The sequence below is a fragment of the Sphingopyxis sp. H073 genome, assembly GCF_001468395.1.
Lineage (GTDB): Bacteria > Pseudomonadota > Alphaproteobacteria > Sphingomonadales > Sphingomonadaceae > Sphingopyxis.
This window is the reverse complement of record NZ_LNSG01000001.1, coordinates 176,345-203,314: the sequence shown is the minus strand read 5'-3', so window position 1 is coordinate 203,314 and position 26,970 is coordinate 176,345. Positions and strand designations below refer to the sequence as shown.

29 protein-coding genes are annotated in these 26,970 nt (G+C 66.7%); 8 read left to right on the top strand and 21 right to left on the bottom strand.

Annotated features, from left to right (window positions below):
* The first annotated feature begins 8 nt into the window (after window positions 1-8).
* The 3 genes from ATE64_RS01010 to ATE64_RS01000 are packed head-to-tail and all read left to right on the top strand — an operon-like array spanning window position 9 to window position 2,558.
* Complete coding sequence (locus ATE64_RS01010; protein ID WP_058456959.1) at window positions 9-701, top strand: SDR family oxidoreductase; 693 nt, start codon at window positions 9-11, stop codon at window positions 699-701.
* Window positions 691-1,590, top strand: a complete 900-nt coding sequence (gene bla, locus ATE64_RS01005; RefSeq protein WP_058456958.1) for a subclass B3 metallo-beta-lactamase — start codon at window positions 691-693, stop codon at window positions 1,588-1,590. The genes ATE64_RS01010 and bla overlap by 11 nt, the downstream gene beginning before the upstream one ends.
* Complete coding sequence (locus tag ATE64_RS01000) at window positions 1,587-2,558, top strand: 50S ribosomal protein L11 methyltransferase (RefSeq protein ID WP_058456957.1); 972 nt, start codon at window positions 1,587-1,589, stop codon at window positions 2,556-2,558. Before bla ends, ATE64_RS01000 begins: the two co-directional genes overlap by 4 nt.
* Before the next feature lie 152 nt (window positions 2,559-2,710).
* Here the strand turns inward: ATE64_RS01000 and phhA are convergent, their stop codons facing one another.
* The 12 genes from phhA to ATE64_RS00940 form a co-directional block, all read right to left on the bottom strand.
* Window positions 2,711-3,586 (bottom strand): phenylalanine 4-monooxygenase, encoded by an 876-nt coding sequence (gene phhA, locus ATE64_RS00995; RefSeq protein ID WP_058455712.1) that lies wholly within the window; start codon window positions 3,584-3,586, stop codon window positions 2,711-2,713.
* Between the two features lie 39 nt (window positions 3,587-3,625).
* Window positions 3,626-4,963 carry a PepSY domain-containing protein gene (locus tag ATE64_RS00990; RefSeq protein WP_058455711.1) on the bottom strand — a complete coding sequence of 446 codons (1,338 nt, stop codon included), beginning with the start codon at window positions 4,961-4,963 and terminating at the stop codon, window positions 3,626-3,628.
* Between the two features lie 14 nt (window positions 4,964-4,977).
* Window positions 4,978-7,002, bottom strand: a complete 2,025-nt coding sequence (locus ATE64_RS00985) for a TonB-dependent receptor (protein WP_058455710.1) — start codon at window positions 7,000-7,002, stop codon at window positions 4,978-4,980.
* A gap of 72 nt (window positions 7,003-7,074) precedes the next feature.
* Window positions 7,075-7,467 carry a hypothetical protein gene (locus ATE64_RS00980; RefSeq protein WP_058455709.1) on the bottom strand — a complete coding sequence of 131 codons (393 nt, stop codon included), beginning with the start codon at window positions 7,465-7,467 and terminating at the stop codon, window positions 7,075-7,077.
* A gap of 65 nt (window positions 7,468-7,532) precedes the next feature.
* On the bottom strand, window positions 7,533-8,702 hold the full coding sequence (locus ATE64_RS00975) for a sterol desaturase family protein (protein ID WP_058455708.1): 1,170 nt from the start codon (window positions 8,700-8,702) through the stop codon (window positions 7,533-7,535).
* Between the two features lie 161 nt (window positions 8,703-8,863).
* Complete coding sequence (gene ligA / locus ATE64_RS00970) at window positions 8,864-11,038, bottom strand: NAD-dependent DNA ligase LigA (RefSeq protein WP_058455707.1); 2,175 nt, start codon at window positions 11,036-11,038, stop codon at window positions 8,864-8,866.
* A complete protein-coding gene (locus tag ATE64_RS00965) occupies window positions 11,035-11,430 on the bottom strand; it encodes a putative quinol monooxygenase (RefSeq protein WP_231729001.1) in 396 nt (131 codons plus the stop codon). The genes ligA and ATE64_RS00965 overlap by 4 nt, the downstream gene beginning before the upstream one ends.
* Window positions 11,427-12,113 (bottom strand): GNAT family N-acetyltransferase, encoded by a 687-nt coding sequence (locus ATE64_RS00960; protein ID WP_058455706.1) that lies wholly within the window; start codon window positions 12,111-12,113, stop codon window positions 11,427-11,429. Before ATE64_RS00960 ends, ATE64_RS00965 begins: the two co-directional genes overlap by 4 nt.
* Window positions 12,114-12,120: 7 nt before the next feature.
* Complete coding sequence (locus ATE64_RS00955; protein WP_058455705.1) at window positions 12,121-12,780, bottom strand: hypothetical protein; 660 nt, start codon at window positions 12,778-12,780, stop codon at window positions 12,121-12,123.
* On the bottom strand, window positions 12,777-14,444 hold the full coding sequence (gene recN, locus ATE64_RS00950) for a DNA repair protein RecN (protein ID WP_058455704.1): 1,668 nt from the start codon (window positions 14,442-14,444) through the stop codon (window positions 12,777-12,779). The genes ATE64_RS00955 and recN overlap by 4 nt, the downstream gene beginning before the upstream one ends.
* 49 nt (window positions 14,445-14,493) lie before the next feature.
* Window positions 14,494-15,288, bottom strand: coding sequence for an outer membrane protein assembly factor BamD (locus ATE64_RS00945; RefSeq protein WP_058455703.1), 795 nt, complete (start codon window positions 15,286-15,288; stop codon window positions 14,494-14,496).
* Between the two features lie 74 nt (window positions 15,289-15,362).
* The gene (locus ATE64_RS00940) at window positions 15,363-16,082 is read right to left on the bottom strand and encodes a peptidylprolyl isomerase (protein WP_231729002.1); all 720 of its coding nucleotides are present in this window, start codon (window positions 16,080-16,082) and stop codon (window positions 15,363-15,365) included.
* A 127-nt stretch (window positions 16,083-16,209) separates the two neighbouring features.
* On the opposite strand from ATE64_RS00940, the gene ATE64_RS00935 reads away from it, so the two are divergent.
* Together ATE64_RS00935 and ATE64_RS00930 are read left to right on the top strand one after the other, a co-directional pair.
* A complete protein-coding gene (locus ATE64_RS00935; protein WP_197410093.1) occupies window positions 16,210-16,605 on the top strand; it encodes a metalloregulator ArsR/SmtB family transcription factor in 396 nt (131 codons plus the stop codon).
* On the top strand, window positions 16,583-17,116 hold the full coding sequence (locus ATE64_RS00930) for an SRPBCC family protein (protein ID WP_058455702.1): 534 nt from the start codon (window positions 16,583-16,585) through the stop codon (window positions 17,114-17,116). The genes ATE64_RS00935 and ATE64_RS00930 overlap by 23 nt, the downstream gene beginning before the upstream one ends.
* A gap of 63 nt (window positions 17,117-17,179) precedes the next feature.
* Here the strand turns inward: ATE64_RS00930 and ATE64_RS00925 are convergent, their stop codons facing one another.
* The 9 genes from ATE64_RS00925 to ATE64_RS00885 all read right to left on the bottom strand — a co-directional run bounded on the left by ATE64_RS00925 (window position 17,180) and on the right by ATE64_RS00885 (window position 25,612).
* Window positions 17,180-18,481, bottom strand: a complete 1,302-nt coding sequence (locus ATE64_RS00925; protein ID WP_058455701.1) for an Hsp70 family protein — start codon at window positions 18,479-18,481, stop codon at window positions 17,180-17,182.
* A gap of 201 nt (window positions 18,482-18,682) precedes the next feature.
* Window positions 18,683-19,282 (bottom strand): DNA-3-methyladenine glycosylase I, encoded by a 600-nt coding sequence (locus tag ATE64_RS00920; RefSeq protein ID WP_058455700.1) that lies wholly within the window; start codon window positions 19,280-19,282, stop codon window positions 18,683-18,685.
* Window positions 19,283-19,679: 397 nt separating this feature from the next.
* Window positions 19,680-22,007 carry a polyribonucleotide nucleotidyltransferase gene (gene pnp, locus ATE64_RS00915; protein WP_058455699.1) on the bottom strand — a complete coding sequence of 776 codons (2,328 nt, stop codon included), beginning with the start codon at window positions 22,005-22,007 and terminating at the stop codon, window positions 19,680-19,682.
* Window positions 22,008-22,201: 194 nt separating this feature from the next.
* Window positions 22,202-22,471 (bottom strand): 30S ribosomal protein S15, encoded by a 270-nt coding sequence (gene rpsO, locus ATE64_RS00910; protein WP_058455698.1) that lies wholly within the window; start codon window positions 22,469-22,471, stop codon window positions 22,202-22,204.
* A 22-nt stretch (window positions 22,472-22,493) separates the two neighbouring features.
* The gene (truB, locus tag ATE64_RS00905; RefSeq protein WP_058455697.1) at window positions 22,494-23,450 is read right to left on the bottom strand and encodes a tRNA pseudouridine(55) synthase TruB; all 957 of its coding nucleotides are present in this window, start codon (window positions 23,448-23,450) and stop codon (window positions 22,494-22,496) included.
* A gap of 32 nt (window positions 23,451-23,482) precedes the next feature.
* Window positions 23,483-23,905 carry a DUF6491 family protein gene (locus ATE64_RS00900; protein WP_231729003.1) on the bottom strand — a complete coding sequence of 141 codons (423 nt, stop codon included), beginning with the start codon at window positions 23,903-23,905 and terminating at the stop codon, window positions 23,483-23,485.
* Between the two features lie 84 nt (window positions 23,906-23,989).
* On the bottom strand, window positions 23,990-24,532 hold the full coding sequence (locus ATE64_RS00895; RefSeq protein WP_058455696.1) for a GNAT family protein: 543 nt from the start codon (window positions 24,530-24,532) through the stop codon (window positions 23,990-23,992).
* The gene (locus ATE64_RS00890) at window positions 24,525-25,139 is read right to left on the bottom strand and encodes a thymidine kinase (protein WP_058455695.1); all 615 of its coding nucleotides are present in this window, start codon (window positions 25,137-25,139) and stop codon (window positions 24,525-24,527) included. The genes ATE64_RS00895 and ATE64_RS00890 overlap by 8 nt, the downstream gene beginning before the upstream one ends.
* Window positions 25,140-25,180: 41 nt before the next feature.
* Complete coding sequence (locus tag ATE64_RS00885; RefSeq protein ID WP_058455694.1) at window positions 25,181-25,612, bottom strand: Rrf2 family transcriptional regulator; 432 nt, start codon at window positions 25,610-25,612, stop codon at window positions 25,181-25,183.
* An 80-nt stretch (window positions 25,613-25,692) separates the two neighbouring features.
* Between ATE64_RS00885 and ATE64_RS00880 the strand changes: the two genes are divergently transcribed.
* The 3 genes from ATE64_RS00880 to ATE64_RS00870 are packed head-to-tail and all read left to right on the top strand — an operon-like array spanning window position 25,693 to window position 26,942.
* Window positions 25,693-26,169, top strand: a complete 477-nt coding sequence (locus tag ATE64_RS00880; RefSeq protein WP_058455693.1) for a group III truncated hemoglobin — start codon at window positions 25,693-25,695, stop codon at window positions 26,167-26,169.
* Entirely contained in the window at window positions 26,162-26,584 is a 423-nt protein-coding gene (locus ATE64_RS00875) for a hypothetical protein (RefSeq protein ID WP_058455692.1), read from the top strand. Before ATE64_RS00880 ends, ATE64_RS00875 begins: the two co-directional genes overlap by 8 nt.
* Window position 26,585: 1 nt before the next feature.
* Window positions 26,586-26,942 (top strand): DUF1971 domain-containing protein, encoded by a 357-nt coding sequence (locus ATE64_RS00870; RefSeq protein ID WP_058455691.1) that lies wholly within the window; start codon window positions 26,586-26,588, stop codon window positions 26,940-26,942.
* Window positions 26,943-26,970: the final 28 nt, after the last annotated feature.

The window sequence follows — 26,970 nt, the reverse complement described above, 5'->3', positions numbered from 1 at the left end:
GCGGGGGAATGACGACCCGCATCTTCATCACCGGCGCAAGCCGCGGCATCGGTGCCGCGATCGCCGACGCCCTGACTCTCGACACGACCCGGGTGGTCGCGCTGTCGAGCGCCGACGGCGACCTTTCCGATCCCGCTGTTCCCGACGCGCTGTGGGAAAGCGGCCTCGACCGGCTCGAGGGGCGGATCGACATACTCATCAACAACGCCGGCATTTTCGAAGCGAATCCGATCGATACAGCCGACGCCGACTGGCTTGCCGCATGGGACCGCACGATGCGGATCAACCTGACCGCGAGCGCCCTGCTCTGTCGCCGCGCCGTTCGGCATTGGCAGGACCGCGGAAGCGGCGGCCGCATCGTCAATATCGCAAGCCGCGCCGCCTATCGCGGCGACAGTCCGGCGCACTGGGACTATGCGGCATCGAAGGCGGGCATGGTCGCGATGACCAAGACGATCGCGCGCAGCTACGCCAAGGAAGGCATCCTCGCCTTTGCCATCTGCCCCGGCTTTACGATGACCGACATGGCGGGTGAGGCCCTTCAAGGCCGAAGCGGAGAAGCCTTGCTTGCCGAGATCCCGCTTGGCCGCGTTGCCGATCCCGAAGAGATCGGCGAGATGGCGCGCTGGTGCGCGCTCGAGGCGCCCGCGTCGATGACCGGGGCGGTGCTCGACGCCAACGGAGCCAGCTATGTCCGGTAAGCTGCTTCTCTTAGCCGCCGTGGCGCTCGCCGGTTGCACGCCGCATGCCGCCCCCTCCGCCCTTGCCACCGCGCCGACCGGCAAGGCGCTCGCGGCGGCCTGCGCCGGCCGCGAGGGCTGGAGCGACCCTGCCCCGCCCGCGAAGATTTTCGGCAACAGCTATTATGTCGGCACCTGCGGCATATCGGTGGTGCTGATCGATACGCCCGCCGGATTGGTGTTGATCGACGCCGCAACCGAAGAGGCCGCGCCATCGATCCTTGCGAACATCCGCACGCTGGGATTCGATCCGAAGAATGTGCGGTTCCTGCTGACCAGCCACGAGCATCTCGACCATGTCGGCGGGCTGAAGGCGCTGCAAGAGGCCACTGGTGCGCAAGTCATCGCGCGGCCCGAAGCGGCAGCCGCGCTGGCCAGCGGCGAGCCCGACGCGACCGACCCGCAGCGCGGCAGCATTCCGCCCTTTCGCGGCGTCGCCGTCGCGCGCACCGTTCTCGACGGCGAGATGCTGGAGATCGAAAAGCTGCGCCTGACCGCGCACGCGACGCCGGGCCACACCCCCGGCGGTACGAGCTGGACGTGGCGGTCGTGCGAAGGGACCGACTGCCGCACCATCGCCTATGTCGACAGCCTGTCCGCGGTGTCGGCCGACGGCTACCGGTTCGTCGATCATCCCGACTATGTCGCGACCTTCCGCGCGACCTTCGCGAAGGTCGAGGCGCTGCCGTGCGAGATATTGATCACGCCGCATCCGGGGGCGAGCAACCTCTTCGCTCGGCTCGCGAACCCGGCGACCCTCGCCAATCCCGAATCGTGCCGCGCCTATGCTGCGGGTGCGAGGATGCGGCTTGCCGACCGGCTGGCGTCCGAAAGCACGCCACCGAAATGAGCTGGATCGTCTCGCTCCCCTGCACCCGCGACGAGGCCGAAGCCTTGTCGGGCGAGGTTCCCGAACTCGATGCGTTGCCCGAGGCGCCCGTCATCGTGACGCGCGAGATCGACGAGGATTTGGGGCTGTGGCAGCTCGACGCCTATCTGGACGACAAGCCCGGCGCGGCACTGCTGGGGCTGCTGCAGGCGCTGATCCCGAGCGCGAAGGGCAGGAAACCGCAAGTCGAGGAACTGGTAGAGCAGGATTGGGTGACGCTGTCGCAGCAGGGACTCGAACCTGTGCAGGCCGGGCGCTTCTTCGTCCATACCAGCAGCTATGCCGACCGCGTGCCTGCGGGAACCGTGCCCTTCCTGATCGACGCGAGCCAGGCCTTCGGAACCGGCGGCCACGACACAACGGCGGGCTGCCTCGCGATGCTCGACCGGCTGGCGCGGCAGGGCGCGAGCCCGCGCAATATCGCCGACATCGGCACCGGAACGGGCCTGCTCGCCTTTGCCGCGATGCACCTCTGGCCGCGCGCGAAAGCGATCGCGTCGGATATCGATCCCGCGAGCATCGTCGTTACCCGCGACAATGCCGCGATCAACGGCGTGCCGCTGGGCCGCAGCGGCGGGCGGCTCGCGCTCGCGGTCGCGCCGGGGACCGATCATCCCGCGATCCGCCGCCGTGCGCCCTATGATCTGGTCATCGCGAATATCCTCGCCGGGCCGCTGATCACGCTGGCGCCCGACATCGGCGCGGCGACCTCGCCCGGCGGCCATGCCATCCTCGCCGGGCTGATCGCGCGCCAGATGGAACCGGTGCTGGCCGCCTATCGCGCGCAGGGCTTCCGCCTTGCGGCGCGCGGCGGGAGCGCCGAATGGCCGTGCCTGTTGCTGGTGAAGCGGCGGCGCTACGGGTATCGGCGCAAGCAGCGCGCCTTCCACCGGTCCAATCCGGCGGACGCAACGTTCGGGAGCTGGTAAACAAAGCCCCCCTCCCCCCCTCCCGCAGGCGGGAGGGGTTTGGGGGTGGGCGCGAGCATAGCGAGCTTTCGGCCTCGCGAAAGCCCACCCCGCTGCGACTAACGAGCAAGCTCGTAAGTCTCGCTGCCCCTCCCGCTTGCGGGAGGAGTTTATTAGACGGTCTGCTTCCCCAGCGCATAGTCCTGCGTGCCGCGCGTGATCACCTCGTCGCCCGGCAGGATGTCGGCAATGGCGATCGGCGGCAGCGCGTCGTTCGCGGCATAGAGCGGCGCGAAATCGGTGTTCACGGTTACGTCGAGCAGCTGGTCAAGGCTGTCGATGACGAAATAATTCTGCTGGAAGTCGTCGATCCGGTAATCGGTCCGCATGACCCGCGCGAGGTCGAAGCCGATGCGGTTCGGGCTGTCGCTGTCGAGCGCGAACACGCTTTCGGCGTAACTCGACACGATCCCCGCGCCATAGATACGCAGCCCCCCGGCTTCGCGGATCAGCCCGAATTCGACCGTGTACCAGTAAAGCCGGGCGAGCTGTTTCAACGCGTCATATTTCAGGCTGCGGAGCCCGCCTTCGCCATAGGCGACCATATAGTCGGCGAACACCGGGTCGGCGAGCATCGGCACGTGCCCGAACACGTCGTGAAAGACGTCTGGTTCCTGCAGATAGTCGAGCTGTTCGGGGGTGCGGATGAAATTGCCCGCGGGAAAGCGGCGGTTCGCGAGATGATCGAAGAAGACGTCGTCGGGCACCAGCCCCGGCACCGCGACGACCTGCCACCCCGTCGCGTCCATCAGCCGCGCGTTGAGCTCGCGATAGTCGGGAATGCCGGGCTTTTCGAGCTTGAGCACATCGATCCCGCGCAGGAAGGCTTCCGCCGCGCGGCCGGGCAGCATGTCGGACTGGCGCGCGAATAGCCGGTCCCACATCGCATGCTCGTCGGCGGTAAAGGCGTCCCAATTCTGCGAAATCGTCCAGTCGGCCGCGGTACCCGGCGGCGGCACTTCGTGGACGTGGGTAAAGCCATCCTTCATGAGCAGCAGCCTAGCATGAAATAGTTTCAAATGAAACCTTTATGCGCGCGCGACTCCGAGCCACCGGGCCGCGCGCGGAAGGCGCGGCAAGATTAACCGATCGACGATCCACAGCAAGACCAGCGATGCCGCGAGCAGCGGCAGAAAGGTCGCGAGCAGCAGGACGATCGCCGCCACGCCTTTAAGCCGCGCCGGATCGCGCGGCAGCGGCGGCGCGCCGAGCGCATCGTCGGGCTTGCGGCGCCGCCACATGAGCAATCCCGAGATCGCGAGCGTGAAGAGCGCGAGCACCGTCGCCACGCCGACGAGCTGGTTCGCGAGGCCGAACAACTGCCCCTCGTGCCACGCGATCCCGTAGCCGACGGCGCGGTCGATGACATGCTTGTCGGCGAAACCGCTGCGCGAGACCTCGAGGCTCGTTTCGGGGTCGTAGCTGACCTTGCGCACCAGCGGCCGGTTCTGCGTCAGCGTCGTCAGCGTCCAGGTGTTGCCATTGGGCGGGCCGAACAGATTGGGGGCGCCGGGCGGTTGGATGATCGCGGGCGCGGGCATATGCTCGGCGCGCGCACGCATCACGATATATTCCAGCGGCGCGCGCGAAGCGTGGCCGGGTGGGGGCGCCGCCGCCATCGCATGATGATCGTGCGCCGCGTGCGGGTCCGCCCCGCCCTTCCAGTCCTGCACCCCCGACACCCACCCCATTTCGGCGCGCACCGCGCGAAATCCGCTCGCCCAGACGTCGGTCCACGGCAGCGCGGTGAAGAGCAGGACGAGCGCGAAGCCGGAGACCCAGAAGCCGGTCACCGCATGGAGGTCGCGCAGCGCCGCCCGGCCACCGAGCGACAGCCGCGGCCAGACGACCCCCGCCAGCCCGCGCCCGCGCGGCCACCAGAGATAGAGGCCGGTCAGGATCATCACGATCGCCCAGCTTGCCGCCAGCTCGACGAGCAGCTTGCCGCTGCGCCCGACGAGCAGGCTGCCGTGCAGGCGCGCCAGCCACGCCGACCAGCGCGCGTCAGGATCGGCTGACCCGATCACGCGCCCCTGCGGCGACACGGCGACATCGCGCATCGCGCCGCCGGGCAGGCCGAGATGGACGATCGCGGCGTCGCCGGGCGCCTCCGGGATGCGGTAATAATGGAAGGCCGCGCCCTTGTTGGCGGCGAGCGCGGCGGCGACCTGCGCATCGGCGTCGACCGCATCGGCGGCGGGCAACCCGCGCCATGCGCGCTCTTCCCATCGGTCGATCTGCGGCTTGAACAGATAGGCTGCGCCCGTCACCGACAGCACAAGGATGAAGGGGATGACGAACAGCCCGGCGTAAAAATGCCAGCGCCAGATCGTGCGATAGAGCGGAATCTGCCTGGTGTCGGTCATCCCCTGCCCTCTCCTCAGAAACGCGCGCGGATGCCGGCGGACACTGCGCGGCGCTCGACCGGATAGTAGATAGCCGACGCCGCAGGCGTGACCACCGACGGCGCGGTGGCGGCGATCACCGCGCTGATGTCGCCGATCGCCTTCTTGCCGGTGATATTGCGCACATCGACAAAGGCGTCGATCCCCTCGGCAATCCGGGCGCCGCCGGTCACGCCCAGCAAGGCATAGCCCGGCGTGCGGACCTGATTGCGGTAATCGGCATAGGGACCGTCGGGCACCCACTCGACGTTGGGCGCGACATGCAGCACATCGCTCCCGATCCGCACCTCGGCGCGATAGACGTGCTTCGGTACCACCGGCAGGCGATTGTCGCCGAACTGCGCATCGTTGCGGAACCGGAAGTCGCTGCAGGTATAGACTTGCCGCAGCCGCAGCCAGGCAGCCGGGGCGATCTCCAGCGCCGCCTCGACGCCCTGATGCCGCGTGCGGTCGGCGTTGAAGGTCGCCGCCGGAATGCTGGCGTTGGTGGTAAATTGCAGCAATTCGCCCTTCAGCGTCGAGCGATACAGCGCCAGATCCCAGCTGACTATGCCCGCCTTCCCGCGCGTGCCGATCTCGGCCGTCCATGCGCGCTGCGGGCGGATCGTCGAGACGACCTGGCTGACCGGCGGCGTGCCGATATTCTGGAACACTTCGCCGAAGCCCGGAAATTCGGCCGAGCGGCTGTAATTGGCGAAGACCTGCACCGCGTCGCTCGGTTCGAACAACAGACCGAACTTGGGCGAAAAGGCGTCGAAGTCGATCCGCCCGTCCAGCGAAGTCGACACATTGACCCGCCGCTTGCGGAAGCCATCGGCATAGACGCCGCCGGCGATCAAGGTCAGCTGTTCGACCGGCCGCACCCGCACCTCGCCATAGATATTGGCGGTGCGCGCGGTCTGGTCGGCGTCGAAGGTCAGCGCCCCACGCCGGCCGGCGATGTTCACGAACTGCAGGGCGTCGGTCGTCCCGCGCCGCAATTCGCCGCCCAGCGTGACCTCGACCGGCCCCCCCGCGTAATCGGCGCGGAAGAAGCCGCCAAGGTCGACCGAATCCTGGTCGATCACCTGAAAGATCGGGTGATAGAGTGACTTGGCATTGACGAAACCGCCGACGTCGAGCTTGAACGCGCCCCAGTCGAACATCGTGCGGTTCTGGATCCGCAGCGACACGATATCGCGCGCCTGATCGCCCGCCACCGCCGCCGCGCTCGCCGCGCGCGGGGTGGTCAGCGCCTGATTATAGGTCAGCGCACCGGGGATCTCCTGCTTGATGTCATTGTAGCTCGCGTAGAAGCGCGTCGATACGACGTCGCTCAGCTTCAACCCGACATTGCCGTGAAAGCGAAAGCTGCGGCGCTGCACATGGTCGCGGTCGCCGTTCGAGGTGTCGGCGCTGATCGCGCCCCACGCATCGACCCGGTCGCCCGCGACACCCGCCGACACCAGCCCGCGATAGCTGTCGAAGCTGCCGACGTCGCCGCGCAGGTAGAAGCCCTCCGCCGTGCGCCCGGTCGGCGTCACGCCATTGACCGCGCCGCCGAGCGTCCCCGAACCGAAGCGCAGCGCATTGGCGCCGCGATAGACCTCGAGATGGTCGAAGAAGATCGGCTCCAGCTCCTGGAAATCGCCATTGTCGTCGGCGAGGTTGATCGGCACCCCGTCCTGCAAGAGCGTCAGCCCGCGCATGTGAAACCCGCGCGAGAGACCCGAGCCGCGGATCGAGATGCGCACCTCCTGCCCGTAGCGCGGCTGGAGATAGACGCCGGGCGAGAAGGCGAGCGTGTCGCGCAAGCTGACGACCGATTTGTCGGCATAATCTTCGTAGGACACGACATCGGTGCCGCCCGGCGTGCGCGAGGCGCGCTCTTCGGCGGCGTCGGTCGCGGTCGGGGCGGTGACGATGATCGTCGAATCGGCCTCGTCGGCATGGGCTGGCGAGGCGGCGAGACAGGTGGCGAGCGCCAGCAAGGGCGCCGCGCGATTGGCAATGGTATTCATCGGAAAATCTTCCCTGGATACAGGCATGGGACCGCGCAGCGCTATTGTGCGCAGGCGGCAGTTCAGGCTGGATCAGGCGAAGTGCGGCGGGCCGGTACTCGGCGGGAGCGGCGAGGCGATGCCCGGCGCATAGCCGAGCGATGGGGCCGCGACAGGCGCAGGCTCGGCGATCGCGAGTTTTTCGGGCAGCGCCGGCAGGTCGGGGACGATCGGCGCCGCGGCCAGCGCGCCCCACGGGCAATGCTGCTGCCCTTCGCCCGCCTGATGCTCGCCCGCCTTCTGGAGCGGGATTGTCAGCGTCGCCCCCGGATTGGACGGGTCCGAACAAACGCGGACGGTGATCGATCCCGCCGCGTCGCTCTCGATCATCCAGCCCGGCGCGACGAGCACCCGCGCGGCGAGCGCGAGGATCAGCGGCAGCAGCAGCAGGATGCCCGGACGGCGAAAGGCGGCGAGGAGGCCCACGGCCCGCCCCTTATGACGCGGCGCCCGCGCTGACAAGCGGACAAAGCGTCCAGCGCCGCAGCAAGCTATTCGGCGGGCGCCTCGTCGCTCTTCTTGCCCGTGCGCGTCCACGGATAGAGGAACTGGCCCCAATAGGCCTTGGGTACATCCTCGGGGATGCCGTAATTTTCGGGCCAGCGGTCCTTGGGCAAATGAAAGGTCCCGAAAATCTTGTCGAGCACGGGAAAGTGGATCGCGAAATTGACGTCGAAAGCCTCGCGCTCCAGCCCGTGATGCCAGTGGTGGAAGCGCGGCGTCGCGATCCAATGGCCGAGCCGGTTGAAATTGCCGCCGACATTGGCGTGGAGCAGCGACGACCAGACATAGACGAAGCCGATATAGGCCTGCATCACCGACGGCGAGAAGCCGAGCGTGAAGAGCGGCAGCGAGGTGATCGCGCGGAGCAAGATGATCTCGACGAAATGCATCCGCGACCCGGCAAGCCAGTCCATCGACTTGGCGCTGTGATGGATCGCGTGGAAGCCCCAGAGGAACGGCACCTTATGGAACAGCCGGTGGTACCAATATTGCGCGAGGTCCGACGCGACGAGCACGATCAGGAACTGGACGATCCACGGCAGCGACGCGACCGCGGCGCGGAACGCGTCCCAGCTGTTCGTGTGCGCGTTGACGAACTGCTGCGGGGCCAATGCGAGGAAGCCGAGCACCTGCACGAACATCGTGCTCACGAGATAATAGAAGAGATCCTCGCGCCATTCGGTGCGGAACAGCCGCTGCGCGCGGCGATGCGGGAAGGCGCGCTCGAGCGGCGCGAACATGAAGCCGGTGACGAGCAGGTTCACGACGAAAAAGTCGAGCCCGAAGAAGATACCCCAGTCGCGCGTTTCCTGCGGCTGGACGTTCGATCCGCCGAGCAGGATCGCCGCCAGCCCGATCATCAGCGCGGTGAGCCCGAGCACCTTGCGCGGGCGGAGCAGCAGGCTGAGCAACGACAGGCCGTAGCTGATCAGCAAGACGAGGTGGACCGCGCCGCGAAAGCCGCCCCAATTCTTGATGATCTCGAGCTCGGGGGTCGCGAACCAGTCGGGGAAGCGCAGCGCGATCACCATGAAGAAGCCGGCGATCGCGAAGAGCAGCCCGAAAAAGCCCGAAAGCCAGCCGCTGCCGAACCGCCGCACCTCGGTGTGCGATTCAAGATCGTGCATCAGCGTCTTGAGATAATCACCCTTTGCCATGTCCGCCCCTTCACAGCATTTCGTGGCGACCGTCTGTGACGGCGCGCACGGCTTGATATCAGCCCGACTCTGTTTTCGTCATGCCGGACTCGATCCGGCATCCATTCTTTCTTCGCAGCATGGACCCCGGATCAAGTCCGGGGTGACGACTATGGTAATGTTCAACCGGACGCCTCGACGATTTTCGCCCATTCGGCCTCATCGATCACCCTGATACCCAGCGCGCTCGCCTGCTTGAGCTTCGAGCCGGCACCGGGGCCCGCAACCACAAGGTCGGTCTTCGCGCTTACGCTTCCCGCCGCCTTGGCGCCCAGCGCTTCGGCCTGCGCCTTCGCCTCGTCGCGGCTCATCGTCTCCAGCTTGCCGGTGAAGACGACGGTCATCCCCGACACCTCGCTCTCGCGCGTCTCGACGACATAGGGCGGCGGCGACACTTCGCTCAGCAGATCATCCCACAGCGCGCGGTTGTGCGGTTCGTGGAAGAAGTCGCCGAGCGCTTCGGCGACGGCCGGTCCGATGCCATCGGCCCGCACTTCGAGGATAGCCTTGATCGCGTCCATCTTGCGCGTCTGATATTTGCCGTCGGACTCGCCTTCGGCTTGCGGGTTGGCGTCGAGATAGGCCTGAATCTCGGCCGCTTTTGCGGGCAGCAGCGCAATATCACCTAAGCCTTTAAGCAAGTCGCGCGCGGTCACCGCGCCGATATGGCGGATGCCGAGCCCGAACAGCAGCCGCGCCGCGTCGGGCGACCGCTTCGCCTCGATCGCGGTGAACAGATTGTCGACCGACTTTTCCTTCCACCCCTCGCGCCCGAGCAATTCGTCGCGGTGGTTCTTCAGGCGGAAGATGTCGGCCGGCCCCTTGTCGAGCCAGCCGAGGTCGAGGAATTCCTGGATGCTCTTCTCGCCCAGCCCCTCGATGTCGAGTGCGCCGCGGCTGACGAAGTGGCGGAGGCGCTCGAACTTCTGCGCGTTGCAGATCAGGCCGCCGGTGCAGCGGACGTCGACCTCGCCCTCCTCGGCGACCGCCTCGCTGCCGCACACCGGGCAATGATCGGGGAAGATGTAAGCGGCGCGGTCTTCGTCGCGGGTCAGATTCTCGACCACCTGCGGGATCACGTCGCCCGCGCGCTGGATCACCACGCGGTCGCCCGGGCGCACACCTAGCCGGCCGATCTCGTCGCGGTTGTGGAGCGTGACGTTCGAGACGACGACCCCGCCGACGGTGACGGGCGTAAGCCGCCCGACCGGGGTCAGCTTGCCGGTGCGGCCGACCTGGATGTCGATGGCTTCGAGCGTCGTCTGAGCCCGCTCGGCCGGGAATTTGTGCGCGATGGCCCAGCGCGGCGCCTTCGCGACGAAGCCCAGCCGCTGCTGCCAGTCGAGCCGGTCGACCTTGTAAACGACGCCGTCGATGTCGTAGGGCATCTCGGCGCGCTCGGCCTCGATCGTCCGGTAATGCGCCAGCACCTCGGCAACGCCCTCGAAGCGCTTCAGTAGCGGCGAGACGGGAACGCCCCATGCCGCGATCCGCTGCATCATGTCGAACTGGGTGTCGGCAGGAACCGCGCTCGCCTCACCCCAGCCATGCGCAAGGAAGCGCAAGGGGCGCGACGCGGTGACGCTCGCGTCCTTCTGGCGCAGCGATCCCGCCGCCGCGTTGCGCGGGTTGGCGAACTGGCGGACGGTCGCGGGATCGAATTCCTGCCCGCGCTGCGCCGCAAGCGCCCTTCCCTCCTCCATCAACCTCGCGTTCAGCGCCGCAAAATCGGACTTGGCCATATAGACCTCGCCCCTGATCTCGAAGACGTCGGGCGCCTCGCCCGCCAGCTCCTGCGGAATATCGCCGATCGTACGAACGTTCGCGGTCACATCCTCGCCCACCGCGCCGTCGCCGCGCGTCGCCGCCTGCACCAGCCGGCCCTGTTCGTAGCGCAGCGAACAGGACAGCCCGTCGATCTTGTCCTCGGCGGTCAGCGCGACGGCCTCGCCCTCGCCGAGGTTGAGGAAGCGCCGCACGCGCGCGGCGAATTCCTCGACATCCTCGCCCGAAAAGGCGTTGTCGAGGCTCATCATCCGCGCCGCGTGCGCGACCTTCGCGAGCGGCGAGGCCTCGACCGCAGCGCCGACGAGCCGGTTCGGGCTGTCGGCACGGATCAGGTCGGGGAAAGCCGCTTCGATTTCATTGTTGCGGCGGACGAGCGCATCATAGTCTGCGTCCGAAATCTCGGGGCTGTCCTCGGCGTGATAGCGCTTGTTGTGATGCGCGATCTGCTTTGCCAACCGCATCAGTTCGTTGGCGGCGTCGGCGGGGGAAAGCGATTCAATCTCGGTCATGCAGCGGCTTTTGCCACCGGCTTGAACTCCGCGCGAGTACCAAATCCCGCAATAAGCGGGCGACCTTTCGCGATCGCCGCCCGAACCTCGGGAAGCTGCAGCGATGCGGCGTGCGCGTCCTTGCTGTCCCACAGTTCGACGATCCAGATCGCATCGGGGTTCGCAGCGTCCTCGCCGATCAGATAGGCGATGTTGCCCGGCATCGCCCCCGTACCTTCGCCAAGGATCGCGACGAGCGCCGCGCGCTGCCCCGGCTGCGCGATCATCTGCCCGATGAGGCCATAGTGCGGATCGGCGTCTTCCATCATGTCCTCCAGAGCCCGGACCTTCGCCGCGGGCAACAAGGCTGCGGCCATCGCCAGCAGCGCCATGAGATGTTCGCGGCGGTTCACTTCGCGATCACCAGCACATGCACCTCGCGCCGGATGCGAAAGCCGAGCGATTCGTAGAGGCCGATCGCGCCTTCATTGTCGGCATAGCTGTGCAGGAACGGCTGCTCGCCGCGCGCGACCATTGCGCGCATGACATGGCCGATCAGCGCGCGCGCCAGGCCGCGTCCGCGACAATCCTCCCACGTCGAAACGCCGCTGACCTCGGCCATGCCGGGCACGAGGATGCGCTGCCCCGCCATGGCGAGCAGGCGGCCATTCTCGCGGATCCCGAAGAAGGGACCATAGCGATGCGTCGCGGGGCCCCATGGTCCCGGCTTTGCATGGTCGGCAAGCGCCGCCATTTCCGCCGCGTCCCCCTCGCCGAGCGCGACGATCGGCGGTTCGCCCTCGCGCGGTTCGGGGGGCGGACCGTCGGCGACCATCTGCGCAAGCACCGCGCGTTTGACCTCGCGCGCTCCGGGCGGAACCGGCCAGCGCTCACCCTCGACGATCCAGAGTTCGCCGTCGTCCGGAACCAGCGCCGCGAGCGCTGCCTGCGCCTCCGCGCCGGTATCGGCGGCGACCCCGAACACGCCGTAAGCGCGATCGATCCGCTTCGCGCGGTCGCCCCCCTCAGCCAGATGCGCCTGCCGTCCGGTGAGCATCGTCCAGATCGGACGGTCGAGCGGATGCGCGGGCGTCATCGCGCGATCACGCCTGTTCCATCGCCAGCGTTTCGGTCGCTGGGATCACCACGCCTTCCATCGCATGTTCGGCATAGGGGCCCGCGGGATCGACCCAGTGGAGAAAGAGATGCGCCGACCAGCGATTGGGGTTCGGCATCGTCCGTCCGTGCAGGCGGTGAACGCCCTGGTAAAGCACCGCATCGCCCGGCAGCATCGGCACCGAGCCGTAGGCCTCATCGCCGAAATCGGGATCGGCGCGCTCGCGCGGGGTCTCGATATGCTGCGATCCGACCTCGAGCGGCCAAGGCTTGTCGTCGCTTGCGGCGAGCAGCAACGACAGGCTGTGTTCGCAGGCGTAGCGGTCCGAATGGACGTGGCAGACGTCGCCCTGCCGATACATGCGGAAATAGCAATAGGAGGGCTTGAGCGCGGTCCCGACGAGCGCGCTGACCGCCGGCGTCATCCCCCAGAGGAAGGTCGAGAGCGGCAGATAATGCCGCCCGTAAATCTCGACCGCCTCGTTCGCGAGCAGCGCGTGTTTGCGCTTCAGCCGGTCGAACGACACGCCGCCGCGCGTCAGGTCGCCCTTCATCATGCCGAGCAGCGCGTGCGTGACGTCGGTCGGCACGAAGCCGGGCAACGCGAGATAGCCCTCTTCGCGGTAGCGTTCGGCCTGCCCCGTCATATCGTCTCCAGCAATCTTTCGGCCTGCGCGCGCGCTTCTTCGGTGACTTCGGCGCCCGACAACATGCGCGCGATTTCCTCGCGGCGACCCGCTTCGTCAAGCGCGCGGACGCCGGTGCGCGTGACCGTCCCCTCGCTCGACTTGGCGATGATGAAATGCGACGCGCCCTTTGCCGCGACCTGCGGGCTGTGCGTCACCGCGAGCAATTGCTTGCCTCCTCGCGACAGGCGCGCGAGCCGCTCGCCGATCGCACTCGCCACCGCGCCGCCAACGCCGCGGTCGATCTCGTCGAAAATGATCGTGTCCGCCCCGCCCTCCTCGGCGAGCGCGACTTTCAGCGCGAGGATGAAGCGCGAGAGCTCGCCGCCCGACGCGATCTTCGCGAGCGGCGCGAAGGGCGCGCCGGGATTGGTCGAGATGAGGAATTCGACGCGGTCGATCCCGTCGGCGCCCCAGCGCTCGGCGGGCAGCCGTTCAACCGCGGTCTGGAAACGCGCCGCATCGAGTTTCAGCGGCACGAGTTCGCCCGCTACCGCCGCGTCGAGCCGCGCCGCCGCTTTGGCGCGCAGGTCGGAGAGCGCGGTCGCGGCGTGGGTATAGGCCGCCGCCGTCTCGGCCACCGCCGCTTCGAGTTTCGCGAGCCCCGCGCTGCCGCCCTCGATCGCATCGAGCCGCGCTGCGAGTTCGCCCGCCAGTTCGGCCAGCTCGTCTGGCTGGACCCCATGCTTGCGGGCCATCGCGCGCAGTTCGAACAACCGCGTCTCCGCCGCTTCCAGCCGATCGGGATCATATTCGAGCGCGCGCGCGGCTTCGTGCAGCTTCGTTTCGGCATCGTCGGCGTCGATGATCGCACGGTCGAGCGCCGCGAGCGCTTCGGCGAGCAGCGGGTGATCGCCCGCGAGCCGGTCGAGGCGCCGCGCCGCGCCGCGCAGCAGTGCGGGACCGCCGTCGCTGCCGTCGAACGCTTCGAGGATCGTGCCGAGATCGCCCGCGATCTTCTCGCCCTTCTGCATCGCGGCGCGCGCTTCGGCGAGTTCGGCCTCTTCGCCCGGCTGCGGGTCGAGCTTCTGCAGCTCGGCAACGCAATGCTCGAGCCATTCGCGGTCGCGTGTCGCTTCCGAAATCGCGGCCTTCGCCACCGCCAGCTTTTCCTCCGCCGCGCGCCAGGCCGCATGGGCCACAGCCACCGCGCCGGTGTCCGCGCGCGCATAGACATCGAGCAAGGCGCGGTGCCCTGCGGGCGCGAGCAGGCCGCGATCGTCGTGCTGCCCGTGGATTTCAACCAGATAGCCGCCGACCTCGCGCAGCAACGCCGCCGAACAGGGCTGGTCATTGAGGAAGGCGCGGCTGCCGCCGTCGGCCTTCAGCGTCCGGCGGATCAACAGCGGTTCGCCGGGTTCCAGCGCGACCTCATTCTCCGCCAGCAGCACGGCGAGCGGCGTCCCTTCGGACGGCGGCGTGAAACTCGCGGTCACCTGCGCCTTGTCCGTGCCCTGCCGCACCAGCGCGCTGTCGGCGCGCATCCCGAGCGCGAGGCCCAGCGCGTCGAGCAGGATCGACTTGCCCGCGCCGGTCTCGCCCGTCAGCACGCCCAGCCCGGCCTCGAAATCGAGGTCGAGCCGTTCGATCAGAACGATATTGGCGATGGACAAGGCAGTCAGCATGTCCCGCTCTTAACGCAGAACAAAATGCGAATCTATTCCCCGAACCGCATCACGCCGTCGGCGCGTGCTTCCGCATCAGGTCATAGGCGCGGTCGTACCATTTGCTGCCCGGATAGTTGGCGCCGAGCACGGCCGCAGACTTCTTGGCCTCCTCGGGAATGCCGAGCGCGAGATAGCATTCGGTCAGGCGATAAAGCGCCTCGGGCGTGTGGCTCGTCGTCTGGAATTTCTCGGTCACTTCGCGGAAGCGGATCGAGGCGGCGAGCCAGTTCGAACTGCGTTCGTAGAAGCGGCCGATCTCCATCTCCTTGCCCGCAAGATGGTCCTGCACCAGGTCGACCTTGAGCCGCGCGTCGGCGGCGTAGCGGCTGTCGGGATAGCGGCGGATCACTTCGCCCAGCGCATTCTTCGCCTGCTCGGTGATCTTCTGGTCGCGCGTCACGTCGCTGATCTGCTCATAATAGCTGAGGCCGATCAGATAATAGGCGTAGGGCGCGTCCTTGTTGCCCGGGTGGATCGACAGGAAGCGCTGCGCCGCCTCGATCGCCGGGGTATATTCGCGGTCCATATAGTAACTGAACGCGCTCATCAGCTGCGCGCGGCGCGCCCAAGGCGAATAGGGATGCTGGCGTTCGACCTCGTCGAACAGCGCCGCCGCGACCTTGTACTGCTTGCGGTCGAGCCGGTCCTGCGCTGCGCGGTACAGCGTGTTGACGTCGCGCGCGACATAGCGCGTGTCCTTCTTGACCCCCGACCCGCCCGCACAGGCGGCGAGCAGCGGCGAAATGACGAGAGCGGCGGCGAGCAGGCGCGTCGTGGCGCGCAGGGAGGGACGCTGAATCATGGCTGCGGTATAGCCACAGCGCGGATGAACGCAAAATAAATGATCGCTTGCCCACGCGGCCTTTGCGCTGCGCGTCAGCTGCCCCCCGTCACGCAGCCTTTCGGCGCCTCGGCCGGCGCGGGGACGCGGCGGGCAGAGACGATCTTCACCGCGGGTTCGATCATTTGACCCTTCATCGCGCCCTCGCCCGCGGTCGCCGACACCGGCAGCGCGTAGATTCTTTCCGCGACATCGCGGCCCGCGACCATCTCGCCGAACACCGCGAAGCCCGCATTGTCGCCGGGCGCCTTGGGATCGGCCTCGAACCCCGGGATGTTGCTGAGCAGCAGGAAGAAGTCGGTGGTCGCATCACCCGGCGCGAGCCGTGCCATGAGGAGAGCGCCGTCGCAGCTCTTGAGCCCCGTCACATTGGTCGGCTCGTGCGCGATGGGCGGGAAATTCTTGCGCGCGTCGCCGCGGTTGCCCGCCTGCACCAGCTTGCTGTCGGGGCCCCAGCTGCGCGTCGTGCGATAGAAGGAAAAGCCGTCCATGCGCTTGGTGTCGACATAGCGGAGGAAATTGGCGGCGGTGACCGGGGCGCGCTTGTTCTCGATCCGCACGACGATCGTCCCCGCGTCGGTGACCAGCGCCACATAAGGCCGCGTGTCGGGCTCGTCGGCCTTCGGCGGCACCGGAAGCGGTGGCGGCGGCGGCGGAGGCGCCATCATCGGCGGGGGCGATGGAGTCGGCTGCCGAGCCGGCGCGGCCGCCGCGCTCGCAATGGCAATCGACAGGATCAGCGTTTCGAACATCATGGAATCACTCTGATTGCGGACACGGTCGGCACAGAGGCTAGACGCAGTTTACGGCTGCGCCAAGCGAGCCCGCGATCATTCGACCATATGGTTGACAATAAAATCCGACTCGCCGATATTAAACCACATGGTTGAACATGATTCGCATAGCCTCGACACGATCTTCCACGCGCTCGGCGATACAACGCGGCGCCAAATGCTCGGCGAACTCGCCGTGGGCGAGCGCACCGTCGGCGAGCTTGCCGAACCTTTCGCGATGTCGCTCGCGGCGGCGTCCAAGCATATCAAGGTGCTCGAGGCGGCGGGGCTGATCCGCCGCGACGTTCGCGGGCGCACCCACGTCTGCAGCCTCGATCCGGCCCCGCTGATGAGCGCCCATCAGTGGCTCGGCATCTATCGCCGCTTCTGGACCGACCGCCTCGACACCCTCGAAGCACTGCTCCGCAATCCGCCGCCCCTGCCCGCAGAAAGCCCCTCCCCGGCAAAGAAGGAGAATGACGATGACCGCCACGCTGACCGATGACGCCTATGGCACGCTGACCGAGCCCGCGACGCTGACCCTCCAGCGCCTGCTTCCCGGCCCGATCGAGCGCGTCTGGGCCTATCTCACCGACGGCGAGCTGCGCCGCCAGTGGCTCGCCGCGGGCACGATGGAGGAAAAGGTCGGCGCGCCGGTCGAATTCGTCTGGCGCAACGACGAACTGACCGACCCGCCCGGCGAACGCCCCGAAGGCATGGCCGAAGAGCACCGCATGACGTGCGAGGTCACCGCGATCGACGGCCCGCACATGTTGTCGGTCACGTGGGGCAGCACCGGCGGCGTGACCTTCACCCTCGAAGAACAGGGCGACGAGGTCTTGCTGACCATCGTCCACAGACGGATCGAGGACGTCACCGTCCGCCTGAACGTCAGCGCCGGCTGGCACGCGCATGTCGATCTGCTCGAAGCGCGGCTGCGCGGCGCGACCCCCGCGCCGCATTGGGACAATTGGCTCCGGCTGCGCGCCGACTATGCCGAGCGCTTCGCGCGCTGATCCCCCGACCGCGTGTGAAGGGAAGGGGTCGCCCGCGCGGCCCCTTCCTTCCCGGTCGATTCGTCAGGCCGCCCATTCCGCGGGGTCGGGCTCCTCGCCGATCAGCGCGAGTCCGTGCGCGATCGAGGTCAGCTCGCCGCCCGACGCGATGCGCTCGGCCCCGAACCGGCGGTCGAAGATCGCGCGGATCGCCGGAATCAGCGACGAACCGCCGGTCAGGAAGATGCGATCGATGGCGCGCGCCTCGACGCCCGCCTTGGCGAGCGCCGCGTCCATCGCGGCCTCGATACGCACCAGGTCGTCGGCGATCCACGCCTCGAAATCGGCGCGGCGTACCGTCGCGGCGATCTCGACGCCGCCGCCGCTGAAGCGGAACTCAGCCTCCTCACTGCCCGAAAGCGCGCGCTTGGCCTTGCCCACCGCATCATAGAGCGGGAAGCCCTGCTCATGCTCGATCAGCGCGATCATCCGCCCGATCGGCTCGGGCTCGACCGCGTCGCGCTGCAGGCGCTTCAGCTCGTCGATCGTGCGGCGGTTGCGCATCATCGCAAGCCGCGACCAGTCGGCGAAGTCGGCGAAATAGCCGCCCGGAATCTCCAGTATCTTGTCGAACGAGCGATAGCGCCCACCCTTGCCGAGCAGGGGCAGGACGAGCTTGTCGACGATCCGCTGGTCGAAGCGGTCACCGGCGATCGCGACGCCCGACGAGGCGAGCGGGACGCAGCGGCGCGGACTTCCGGGCGCGGCGATGCGGACAATCGAAAAATCGGTGGTGCCACCGCCGAAATCGGCGACGAGGATCGTCGCCGGTTCGGTCAGGCGCGAGGCATAGCTGTGCGCCGCGCCGAGCGGTTCGTGGACATAGAAAAGCTCGATGCCGAACTGACCCAGCATCGCATCGTACCGCTGCCGCGCCAGTGCGGGGTCGGCGCGCGCGCCCGCATACTCGACCGGCCGTCCGACGATGACGCGGCGCGGCCGCTGGTCGAGGCGGCCGCCCGCGTGCGCAACGAGCCGTTGGAGGAACAGCCGCCCCATATCCTCGAAGCGGAACGGCTTGCCGAAGATCGTCGCGCGCTCGAACAGCGGGCTCGCCGCGACGCTCTTGAACGACTGGACGAAACGGCTGTCGAGCGGCGACTGGAGATATTCCGAAATCGCCCATGGCCCCGCCTCGGATGCGATCCCCTGCCACGCGCGCTCCTCTTCCCAGAAGCAGAGCGCCGAGCGGAAGACGGGGCCGGTCGCCTCGTCGCCGGCGAAGTCGACGAGGTGCGATCCGCCCTGCCCGTCGGCGAGCGCGACGACGGTGTTCGTCGTACCAAAGTCGAGGCCGAGCGCGGTCGCCGCCGCATTGCTGTCCATGATCTGTCCTGTGCCGGCCGGTGTGCGAGGGGCGGCGCCTATTGCACAGCACGGCGGGTGGGGCAAGCCGGGCGAGCCCCACCGATTCGTCCCCTCCGACTTGATCCGGGGGTCCACGACCTAATCGCCACGATCGATCCCGGATCAAGCCTGTCCTGAGCCTGTCGAAGGGTCCGCGATGACGAATTCTGGAAAATGGGGCTAGCCCGGTGGTGGCTGAAAGGCCTTCCTTCCGTCCGCAGCGGCAGCCCGGATCGCGCAGCCCTCGGCATGATCGTTGATCAGCCCCATCGCCTGCATAAAGGCGTGCACCGTCGTCGGGCCGACGAATTTCCAGCCGCGTTTCTTCAGATCCTTCGACATCGCGATCGACGCGGGCGACGTCGAGGCCAGATGGGGAATATCGCCGCGCGGCTCGAAGCCCCACACATAGGCGGCGAGCGAGCCTTTCTCGCCTATCAGATCCTGCGCGCGGCGAGCGTTGTTGATGACCGCCTCGATCTTGCCGCGATGCCGGACGATCCCGGCATCCTGCAGCAGGCGCTCGACATCGCTTTCGTCGAAATCCGCAACGCGGTCGAAATCGAAACCGGCGAATGCCGCGCGGAAATTCTCGCGCTTCATCAGGATCGTCCGCCAGCTGAGCCCCGACTGGAAGCCTTCGAGGCTCAATTTCTCGAACAATCGCCGGTCGTCAGCGACGGGAAATCCCCATTCGCGGTCGTGGTATGCGATATAATCCTCCGACGCCGCACACCAGCCGCAGCGCGCGATGCCGTCGGAAGCGGTGAAGAGCGTCATAGCCGGCCTCCCATCTTATTCACGATATGTTCTCTTATTGAGCCCTGTCGACCGTTTCAAGGAAGAACCGCAATGCGTGTCCGTGTCGGCCGGGGGCAGCCACGCCGCGTGGGATGGTGATGATGGTCGGTCGCGGACATCTACTGCCATTTGCGGCCGTTCCGGCGTCAACGGCCGAAATCAACCGGACCACGACATTTCTAACATCGTCATGCTGAACTTGTTTCAGCATCCATGGACTGAGTGTTCGTCCGGCGCGGCGATTAAGGAAATGGCGGACCATGGATCCTGAAACAAGTTCAGGATGACGAGAATGGGAAGGCTGGAAACCACCCCACAACCGACAAAAAAGGGGCCGCCTTTCGGCAGCCCCTTCTCGTTCCGTTTGCGGAAAGACTTAGTCCTTCAGGAAGTCGGGCACATGGCCCTGATCTTCCGGACCGTCTTCCGAACGCTCGCGGCGCGGGCCGCGATCACCGCGGTCGCCGCCGTCACGGCGGGGGCCGCGATCGCGGTCACGGCCACCACCGCCACGCGGGCCGCGGTCACCGTCACGGCGCGGGCCACGATCGCCGCGGGGGCCGCGGTCTTCGCGGGGTTCGCGCGCCGGGCGGGTGTCTTCCAGCTCTTCGCCGGTTTCCTGATCGACGACGCGCATCGACAGACGGACCTTGCCGCGCGGGTCGATCTCGAGGACCTTGACCTTGACGTCCTGGCCTTCGCTCAGGACGTCCGAGACCTTCTCGACGCGCTCGTTCTTGATTTCGCTGACGTGGACGAGACCGTCCTTGCCGCCCATGAAATTCACGAACGCACCGAAATCGACGAGGTTGACGACCTTGCCGTCATAGATCTTGCCGACTTCGGCTTCCTCGACGATGCCGGCGATCCACTTGCGGGCCGCTTCGATCTGGGTGAGGTCGCTCGACGAAATCTTGATCAGACCTTCGTCGTCGATGTCGACCTTGGCGCCGGTGGTCGCGACGATCTCGCGGATCACCTTGCCGCCGGTGCCGATGACGTCGCGGATCTTCGCCTTGTCGATCTGCATCGTCTCGATGCGCGGCGCGTGCGCCGACAATTCGCTGCGGGTTTCGCCGAGCGCCTTGTTCATCTCGCCAAGGATGTGCGCGCGGCCTTCCTTCGCCTGGTTGAGCGCGGCTTCGAAGATCTCGCGCGTGATGCCCGCGATCTTGATGTCCATCTGCATCGTCGTGATGCCTTCGGACGTGCCCGCAACCTTGAAATCCATATCGCCGAGGTGATCTTCGTCGCCGAGGATGTCCGACAGGATCGCATAATCCTTGCCTTCGAGGATCAGGCCCATCGCGATGCCCGACACCGGCCGCTTGATCGGCACGCCGGCGTCCATCATCGCGAGCGAACCGCCGCACACCGACGCCATCGACGACGAACCGTTCGATTCGGTGATGTCGCTGGTCAGGCGGATCGTATAGGGGAACTCGTCCTTCGTCGGCAGCACGGGGTGCAGCGCGCGCCAGGCGAGCTTGCCATGACCGACTTCGCGGCGGCCCGGCGCGCCGAAGCGGCCGACTTCACCGACCGAATAGGGCGGGAAGTTATAGTGCAGCATGAAGTGCTGGTACGACAGGCCGTTGAGGCCGTCGATCATCTGCTCCGCATCCTTGGTGCCCAGCGTCGCCGTGGCGATCGTCTGGGTTTCGCCGCGAGTGAACAGCGCCGAGCCGTGCGCGCGGGGCAGGAAGTGCGTTTCGGCGACGATCGGACGGATCTGCGTCGTCGTGCGGCCGTCGATGCGCTTGCCGTCCTTGAGGATGGCGGTGCGGACGATTTCGGCTTCCAGCTTTTTGGTCAGCTTGATGCCGGCCATGACGTCCTGCGGGCTGAGGCCGTCGGCGGTGAAGCTTTCCTTCGCCTTCGCGCGCGCTTCGTTCAGCGCGTTCGAGCGGGCCGACTTGTCGGTCAGCTTGTAGGCGGCGGCGATGTCCTTGCCGATCAGCTTCTTGAGCTTGTCCTTGAGCGCGGCGTTGTCGTCCGACGCGGCCATTTCCCAAGGTTCCTTGGCAGCCTGCTCGGCGAGCTTGACGATCGCCTTGATGACTTCCTTGCACGCGTCGTGCGCGAACAGGACGGCGCCGAGCATGACCTCTTCCGACAGCTCGTTCGCTTCGGATTCGACCATCATCACAGCGTCATAGGTCGCGGCGACAACCAGATCGAGGTCGCCTTCGGCAACCTGCTCGTCGGTCGGGTTCAGGATATATTCGCCGTTCAGATAACCGACGCGCGCGGCGCCGATCGGACCCATGAAGGGCACGCCCGAAATGGTGAGCGCGGCCGATGCGGCGACCATCGCGAGGATGTCGGGCTCGTTGTGGCCGTCATAGCTCAGCACCTGGGCGATCGCGTTGATTTCGTTATAGAAACCTTCGGGGAACAGCGGGCGGATCGGACGGTCGATCAGGCGGCTGACCAGCGTTTCCTTTTCGGTCGCGCCGCGCTCGCGCTTGAAGAAGCCGCCCGGGATGCGGCCCGCGGCCGAATATTTCTCCTGATAATGGACGGTGAGCGGGAAGAAGTCCTGCCCCTCCTTCACCGACTTCGCGGCGGTCACCGCGCACAGGACGACCGTTTCACCCAGCGTCGCCATCACGGCGCCGTCGGCCTGGCGGGCAACCTTGCCCGTTTCGAGAGTCAGCGTTTCACCGCCCCACTCGATCGATACTTTTTTCACGTCAAACATGTGGTTTCCTTCGCCCGCCGGGCCCTATGCCGGGCGGGGCCTCTGATTCCGGGCAATCCGGCCCGGGGCGGTACGGGGCGCTTTGATGCCCCTGTGGCGGTCCCGCCGGATGCGGGAGCGGCCCTGCGATCGCGCGCAAATGCGGGCGACCAATATGACAGCGGCCCCGGAAGTCCGGGGCCGCCCTCGAATTCTTATTTACGAAGACCCAGCTTCGCGATCAGCGCCTGGTAGCGGTCCTCGTCCTTCTTGCGAAGATAGTCGAGAAGGCTGCGGCGCTTGTTGACCATCATCAGCAGCCCGCGGCGGCTGTGGTTGTCCTTGTGGTGCGCCTTGAAATGCTCGGTCAGCGTGTTGATGCGGTCGGTCAGGATCGCGACCTGGACTTCCGGCGAACCGGTATCGCCCTTTGCGCGCGCATTGTCGTTGATGACTTCGGTTTTGCGCTCTGCGGTAATCGACATATTTCTTCCTTCGAACATCGTGTCATATGTTGAAGCCCCGCACGACTTTCAGCGTTCCCGCCAAAGCCTCGATCAGGGCGACCGGCCGACTATCGGCATCGCGTCCCCAATAGAGCCCGTCGTGCGTGCTTTCCCCGGTCCAGACGCGACCCTGACGGATCGCCCCTGCCGCTTCCGGGGAAAGGTTCAGAGCCGGGATGTCGACCAGCCCTGCCTCGAGCGGCAGAATGATATCTGATTGCGCGGCCCCTTGGCCGAAAGCGTTCAATTTGTCCAGCGAAATCGCTTGTCGCAAGTCGAACGGCCCCGCACGCACGCGGCGAAGCATGGTGACATGCCCGACGCTGCCTACCGCCCGCGCGATGTCGCGTGCAAGGCTGCGGATATAGGTGCCCTTCGAGACATGGGCGGTGAGGGTGATGGAGGCGAGCCGCGCCTCTTCTGCTTCGTCACCCCGGACTTGATCCGGGGTCCATTCTTCGGCCGCTGCAATGGATGCCGGATCAAGTCCGGCATGACGAAGGGAGTGAATGGTCACCGCCCGCGCCTTCATCTCGACCGTTTCGCCAGCCCGCGCACGGTCATAGGCCCGCTGCCCGTCGATCTTGATCGCGGAGTATGCGGGTGGCACCTGCTCGATCGCCCCGGTGAAGCGCGGCAGCACCGCCTCGACCTCGGTGGGCGTCGGCCGCACGTCGCTGGTCGCAACCACCTCGCCTTCGGCATCGAGCCCGGCGGTCTCGGTCCCGAACTGCACGGTAAACTCATAGACCTTGCTGGCATCGAGCATCCGCCCGCACAGCTTCGTCGCCTCGCCGAGCGCGATCGGCAGCACCCCCGACGCCAGCGGGTCGAGCGTGCCGCCATGGCCGACCTTGACCTTGCCCAGCCCCGCCTCGCGGCAGACCCGCTTAACCGCGGCGACCGCCTGCGTCGAACCGAGCCCCACGGGTTTGTCGAGAATGATCCAGCCGTTCATCCTGCGCGCCCTGCTGGCGCGCGGCGCGCTTGTCAATTTGCCTCGGCGGCTTTCGTCGCCTTTGCGGCTTCCACGGTCGCTTTCCGTTCGGCCTTGGTCGGCGGCGGCGCGGAGGTCACGAAGGAGATGAGCTGGCAGCGCTGGCGACCGACGAGAATTGCCGCGAACTTGTCGAGCTGCCCCGTGCCGCGATTGTCGATGCCGATGCCGTGCGCGAAATCCAGGTCGCGGCAGATCGTCGCGAACTTGCCGTAATACCAGTCGCGATGGCGGGTCTGAATCCAGATGCCGTCCTCGCCATCGGCTTCCCACGTCTTGATCGTTGCATCGTTCGGAAAGGCGATGCTCGATTCGACGCCGAGCGGGCGCGGCTCGTCAGCGGACTTGGCAAGCACGGGCGAAGCGGCGGGGAGGAGCAGGACGGCGGCGAGCGCGATGGAGAGCAGTTTTTTCATGTCCGGGTCTTTCGATTCACGAATCCCTGCCCTGCACGGTCCCATAGCAAGTCGACCCTGAACCCGGGCTGACCCTTCAGAGGCTCATGCGCGCGCCCTCCATTCGTCCGCAAGCAGCGACCACAGCCCGGTATCGCGAACATGGCCCGTCCAAGTGATGCGTTCGGCGCGCAGCACCCCCTCCTTGGTGCAGCCGAGCTTCGCGACGGCAGCCTGGGACCGCTTGTTGCGTTCGTCGATGCGAAACTCGATGCGGCGGATGCCGACGGCAAAGGCATGATCGATCATCAAGCGTTTGAGCCGTCCGTTGAACCCCGTGCCGCGTGCGTCGGGATGGATATAGCTGTTGCCGACCTCGATCGTCTGCGCCGTCCAGTCGGGACGCAGCCAGGCGGTCATTCCGACGAGCCGGTCGCCGCCGAAAATCGCATAGGGCATCCGGCTTTCGTGTCCGATCAGCGCCGCGAAGCTCGCATCGAAATGCTCGGGATCGAAGCTCGACGAATAGATCGGCCAGATGTCGGGGTCGGCCGCGCAGGCGGCGCGCAGCGCCTCGCGGTGCGGCTCGGCCAGCTTGACGAGACGCAGGTCGCCGTCACCGAGTTCGATATAGAGCGCGTTACGCATCGGCGACTACCGCGGTTGGCACGCTTGCCGCCTCGCGGCGCTTCTCCATGAAGTGGCGGCGGCACATGGCGACATAGCGGTCGTTGCCGCCGATCTCGGTCTGCGCGCCCTCGACGACCGCGCGGCCGCTTTCGTCGACGCGGAGGTTCATTGTCGCCTTGCGCCCGCATTCGCAAACGGCCTTCAACTCGACGAGCGCGTCGGCAAGGCCCAGCAGGGCCGCCGATCCCGGAAACAGGTTCGCGGCGAAGTCGGTGCGCAGCCCATAGCAAAGCACCGGAATGTTCATCTCGTCGGCCAGCCGCGCGAGCCCGAGCACCTGATCGCGCGACAGAAATTGCGCCTCGTCGACGAGAACACATGCCAGCGGCCGCTCCAGATTCTCGGCGCTGACCGCAGCGAACAGGTCGCTTTCGGGGTCGAACTTATGCGCCTCGGCGAGCAGGCCGATGCGGCTGGTGATCTGCCCCGCGCCGTACCGGTCGTCGAGCGCCGCGGTCCACAGCATCGTCTCCATCCCGCGCTCGCGATAGTTGAAGTCCGCCTGCAGCAGCGTCGTCGATTTGCCGGCGTTCATGCTGGCATAATAGAAATAGAGCTTGGCCATGTCCGCTGCGATACCGCCTTGGTGGCGGCGCGCAACGGGAATCAGCCGGCGCCGAGCAGCGCGCGGAACCGGCCCGGCTGGGGCAGCAGATCGGCGAGCGTATAATCGTCGAGATAGCGGACGAAGGCGCCGAGCGCGCCGCCGAGGACGCCCTGCAATCCGCACGCGCCGCGTACCGGGCAGGTCGAGGTCGCCGGATCCATGCACTCGACGAACGTGTCGAGATTTTCGAACTGGCGGACGACGGTTCCGACGTTGATCTCGCCGGCGTCCTGCGCGAGCCGCATCCCGCCACCGCGCCCGCGCTGGGTCGCGACATAGCCGAGCCCCTGCAGTCGCTGCGCGACCTTCGCAAGATGGTTGCGGGAGACACCATAGCGCCCCGCAATCTCGTCCACCGACATCTGCTCGCCCGTGGCGCCAAGCGCCATCAGGATGCGCAGGGCATAATCGCTATGAAGGCTCAATCGCATAAAATATGCATATCAGATATTGATTTTATCCTCAACCACGAATAAAAGGTATTTCAGATACCAATTATCGAGTCGAAGCCATGAACAGGACCGTCACCGCCCACCCCCATGCGATCACCGCGCGCGCGGGCCGTCAGGCCGAAGCCGCGGCGATGGGCATTGATGCGGACTTCATCGCTGCGCTCGTCGACCGCTTCTATGCTGCCGTCCGCGTCGACGCCGACCTGGCACCGATCTTCGGCGAACGCGTCGACGACTGGCCCGCGCATCTGGGACAGATGAACCGCTTCTGGCAGTCGATTCTGCTCGGCGCCGGGACGTTCTCCGGCAATCCGATGATGAAGCATCTCGCGATCCCGACGCTCGGTCAGCCGCATTTTGAGCGCTGGCTCGCGCTCTTTTACGGAACACTGAACGACATCGCGCCGACGCCGGCGGCGCGGGACCATGTCGGGGCGAAGGCGCGCATGATCGCCGAAAGCCTCCTCACCGGCATCAGCGTTCATCGCGACCGCGATGAGGCCTTGTCCAGCAAAGTGGAGCTTCCCCATGTTTGACCATCTGACGTCCGACCACGACAAAGCCGCCATCCATCTGCCGAACGATCCGTATGAGGTTCACGGAATGCAGGCGGGCTTCCAGCTTCCCCGCACAATCTGGCGCGCGATGTTCGCGCTCTATGGTGTCTTCTTCGTCGGCATCGCGGCGGCGACCGGGCGCGATACCGCGACGGTCTTCATGCTCGTGATCTCGCTGCTCTATGCGCTGATGTATTTCGTCACGGCGGGTATCCTACACGCGCAGAAAGGCGAGGAACATGCCTCGCCGCTCGACCGCAGCGACGGCGTGCTGCAGACTTGGACCGGGCCGATGGACCGCCACACGGTCGCAGCGCAGATCCTCGCGGTGCCGGCGGGCTTCGCCTTCCTCGGCGTCACTTTCTTCGTGATCCGCGCGACTGCGGGCTTCTGATATGGCGGCACAGATCGTCCAGCGCGGCCCCGATCTTCCAGTACAGGCCAGGCCCTACCGGACCATCGGCCCGTTCGATGCTGACAGCATGCCCGCGGGCCTCTGGCTGCAACACGAGCTGAAGGCTGGCGTCTGGGGCCTGTTGTCGGTCGAGGAAGGAAATATCCGTTTCTGCTGGGACGACCAACGGGGCGGCGAACGCCTCCTGTCGGCGGGCGAGACGATATTGATCCCGCCCGCCGCGCCGCATCATCTCGAACGCGAGGGTCCGGTCATCATCGCCCTCACCTTCTGTACCATTGCGGAAAATCGCCGCCGCTTGACTCGCTCACCGCCGCTGCCATGCTGCGCAGCATAAAGTCGCAGCATGACAGTGGGGAGAGCGA

What these genes read in the sequence shown, in the direction of transcription:
- ATE64_RS01010 (WP_058456959.1), top strand. Translation starts at nt 9, where the DNA reads ATGACGACCCGCATCTTCATCACCGGCGCAAGCCGCGGCATCGGTGCC.
- bla (WP_058456958.1), top strand. Translation starts at nt 691, where the DNA reads ATGTCCGGTAAGCTGCTTCTCTTAGCCGCCGTGGCGCTCGCCGGTTGC.
- ATE64_RS01000 (WP_058456957.1), top strand. Translation starts at nt 1,587, where the DNA reads ATGAGCTGGATCGTCTCGCTCCCCTGCACCCGCGACGAGGCCGAAGCC.
- phhA (WP_058455712.1), bottom strand. Translation starts at nt 3,586, where the DNA reads ATGAAGGATGGCTTTACCCACGTCCACGAAGTGCCGCCGCCGGGTACC.
- ATE64_RS00990 (WP_058455711.1), bottom strand. Translation starts at nt 4,963, where the DNA reads ATGACCGACACCAGGCAGATTCCGCTCTATCGCACGATCTGGCGCTGG.
- ATE64_RS00985 (WP_058455710.1), bottom strand. Translation starts at nt 7,002, where the DNA reads ATGAATACCATTGCCAATCGCGCGGCGCCCTTGCTGGCGCTCGCCACC.
- ATE64_RS00975 (WP_058455708.1), bottom strand. Translation starts at nt 8,702, where the DNA reads ATGGCAAAGGGTGATTATCTCAAGACGCTGATGCACGATCTTGAATCG.
- ligA (WP_058455707.1), bottom strand. Translation starts at nt 11,038, where the DNA reads ATGACCGAGATTGAATCGCTTTCCCCCGCCGACGCCGCCAACGAACTG.
- ATE64_RS00960 (WP_058455706.1), bottom strand. Translation starts at nt 12,113, where the DNA reads ATGACGCCCGCGCATCCGCTCGACCGTCCGATCTGGACGATGCTCACC.
- ATE64_RS00955 (WP_058455705.1), bottom strand. Translation starts at nt 12,780, where the DNA reads ATGACGGGGCAGGCCGAACGCTACCGCGAAGAGGGCTATCTCGCGTTG.
- recN (WP_058455704.1), bottom strand. Translation starts at nt 14,444, where the DNA reads ATGCTGACTGCCTTGTCCATCGCCAATATCGTTCTGATCGAACGGCTC.
- ATE64_RS00945 (WP_058455703.1), bottom strand. Translation starts at nt 15,288, where the DNA reads ATGATTCAGCGTCCCTCCCTGCGCGCCACGACGCGCCTGCTCGCCGCC.
- ATE64_RS00940 (WP_231729002.1), bottom strand. Translation starts at nt 16,082, where the DNA reads ATGATGTTCGAAACGCTGATCCTGTCGATTGCCATTGCGAGCGCGGCG.
- ATE64_RS00935 (WP_197410093.1), top strand. Translation starts at nt 16,210, where the DNA reads ATGGTTGAACATGATTCGCATAGCCTCGACACGATCTTCCACGCGCTC.
- ATE64_RS00930 (WP_058455702.1), top strand. Translation starts at nt 16,583, where the DNA reads ATGACCGCCACGCTGACCGATGACGCCTATGGCACGCTGACCGAGCCC.
- ATE64_RS00925 (WP_058455701.1), bottom strand. Translation starts at nt 18,481, where the DNA reads ATGGACAGCAATGCGGCGGCGACCGCGCTCGGCCTCGACTTTGGTACG.
- ATE64_RS00920 (WP_058455700.1), bottom strand. Translation starts at nt 19,282, where the DNA reads ATGACGCTCTTCACCGCTTCCGACGGCATCGCGCGCTGCGGCTGGTGT.
- pnp (WP_058455699.1), bottom strand. Translation starts at nt 22,007, where the DNA reads ATGTTTGACGTGAAAAAAGTATCGATCGAGTGGGGCGGTGAAACGCTG.
- rpsO (WP_058455698.1), bottom strand. Translation starts at nt 22,471, where the DNA reads ATGTCGATTACCGCAGAGCGCAAAACCGAAGTCATCAACGACAATGCG.
- truB (WP_058455697.1), bottom strand. Translation starts at nt 23,450, where the DNA reads ATGAACGGCTGGATCATTCTCGACAAACCCGTGGGGCTCGGTTCGACG.
- ATE64_RS00900 (WP_231729003.1), bottom strand. Translation starts at nt 23,905, where the DNA reads ATGAAAAAACTGCTCTCCATCGCGCTCGCCGCCGTCCTGCTCCTCCCC.
- ATE64_RS00895 (WP_058455696.1), bottom strand. Translation starts at nt 24,532, where the DNA reads ATGCGTAACGCGCTCTATATCGAACTCGGTGACGGCGACCTGCGTCTC.
- ATE64_RS00890 (WP_058455695.1), bottom strand. Translation starts at nt 25,139, where the DNA reads ATGGCCAAGCTCTATTTCTATTATGCCAGCATGAACGCCGGCAAATCG.
- ATE64_RS00885 (WP_058455694.1), bottom strand. Translation starts at nt 25,612, where the DNA reads ATGCGATTGAGCCTTCATAGCGATTATGCCCTGCGCATCCTGATGGCG.
- ATE64_RS00880 (WP_058455693.1), top strand. Translation starts at nt 25,693, where the DNA reads ATGAACAGGACCGTCACCGCCCACCCCCATGCGATCACCGCGCGCGCG.
- ATE64_RS00875 (WP_058455692.1), top strand. Translation starts at nt 26,162, where the DNA reads ATGTTTGACCATCTGACGTCCGACCACGACAAAGCCGCCATCCATCTG.
- ATE64_RS00870 (WP_058455691.1), top strand. Translation starts at nt 26,586, where the DNA reads ATGGCGGCACAGATCGTCCAGCGCGGCCCCGATCTTCCAGTACAGGCC.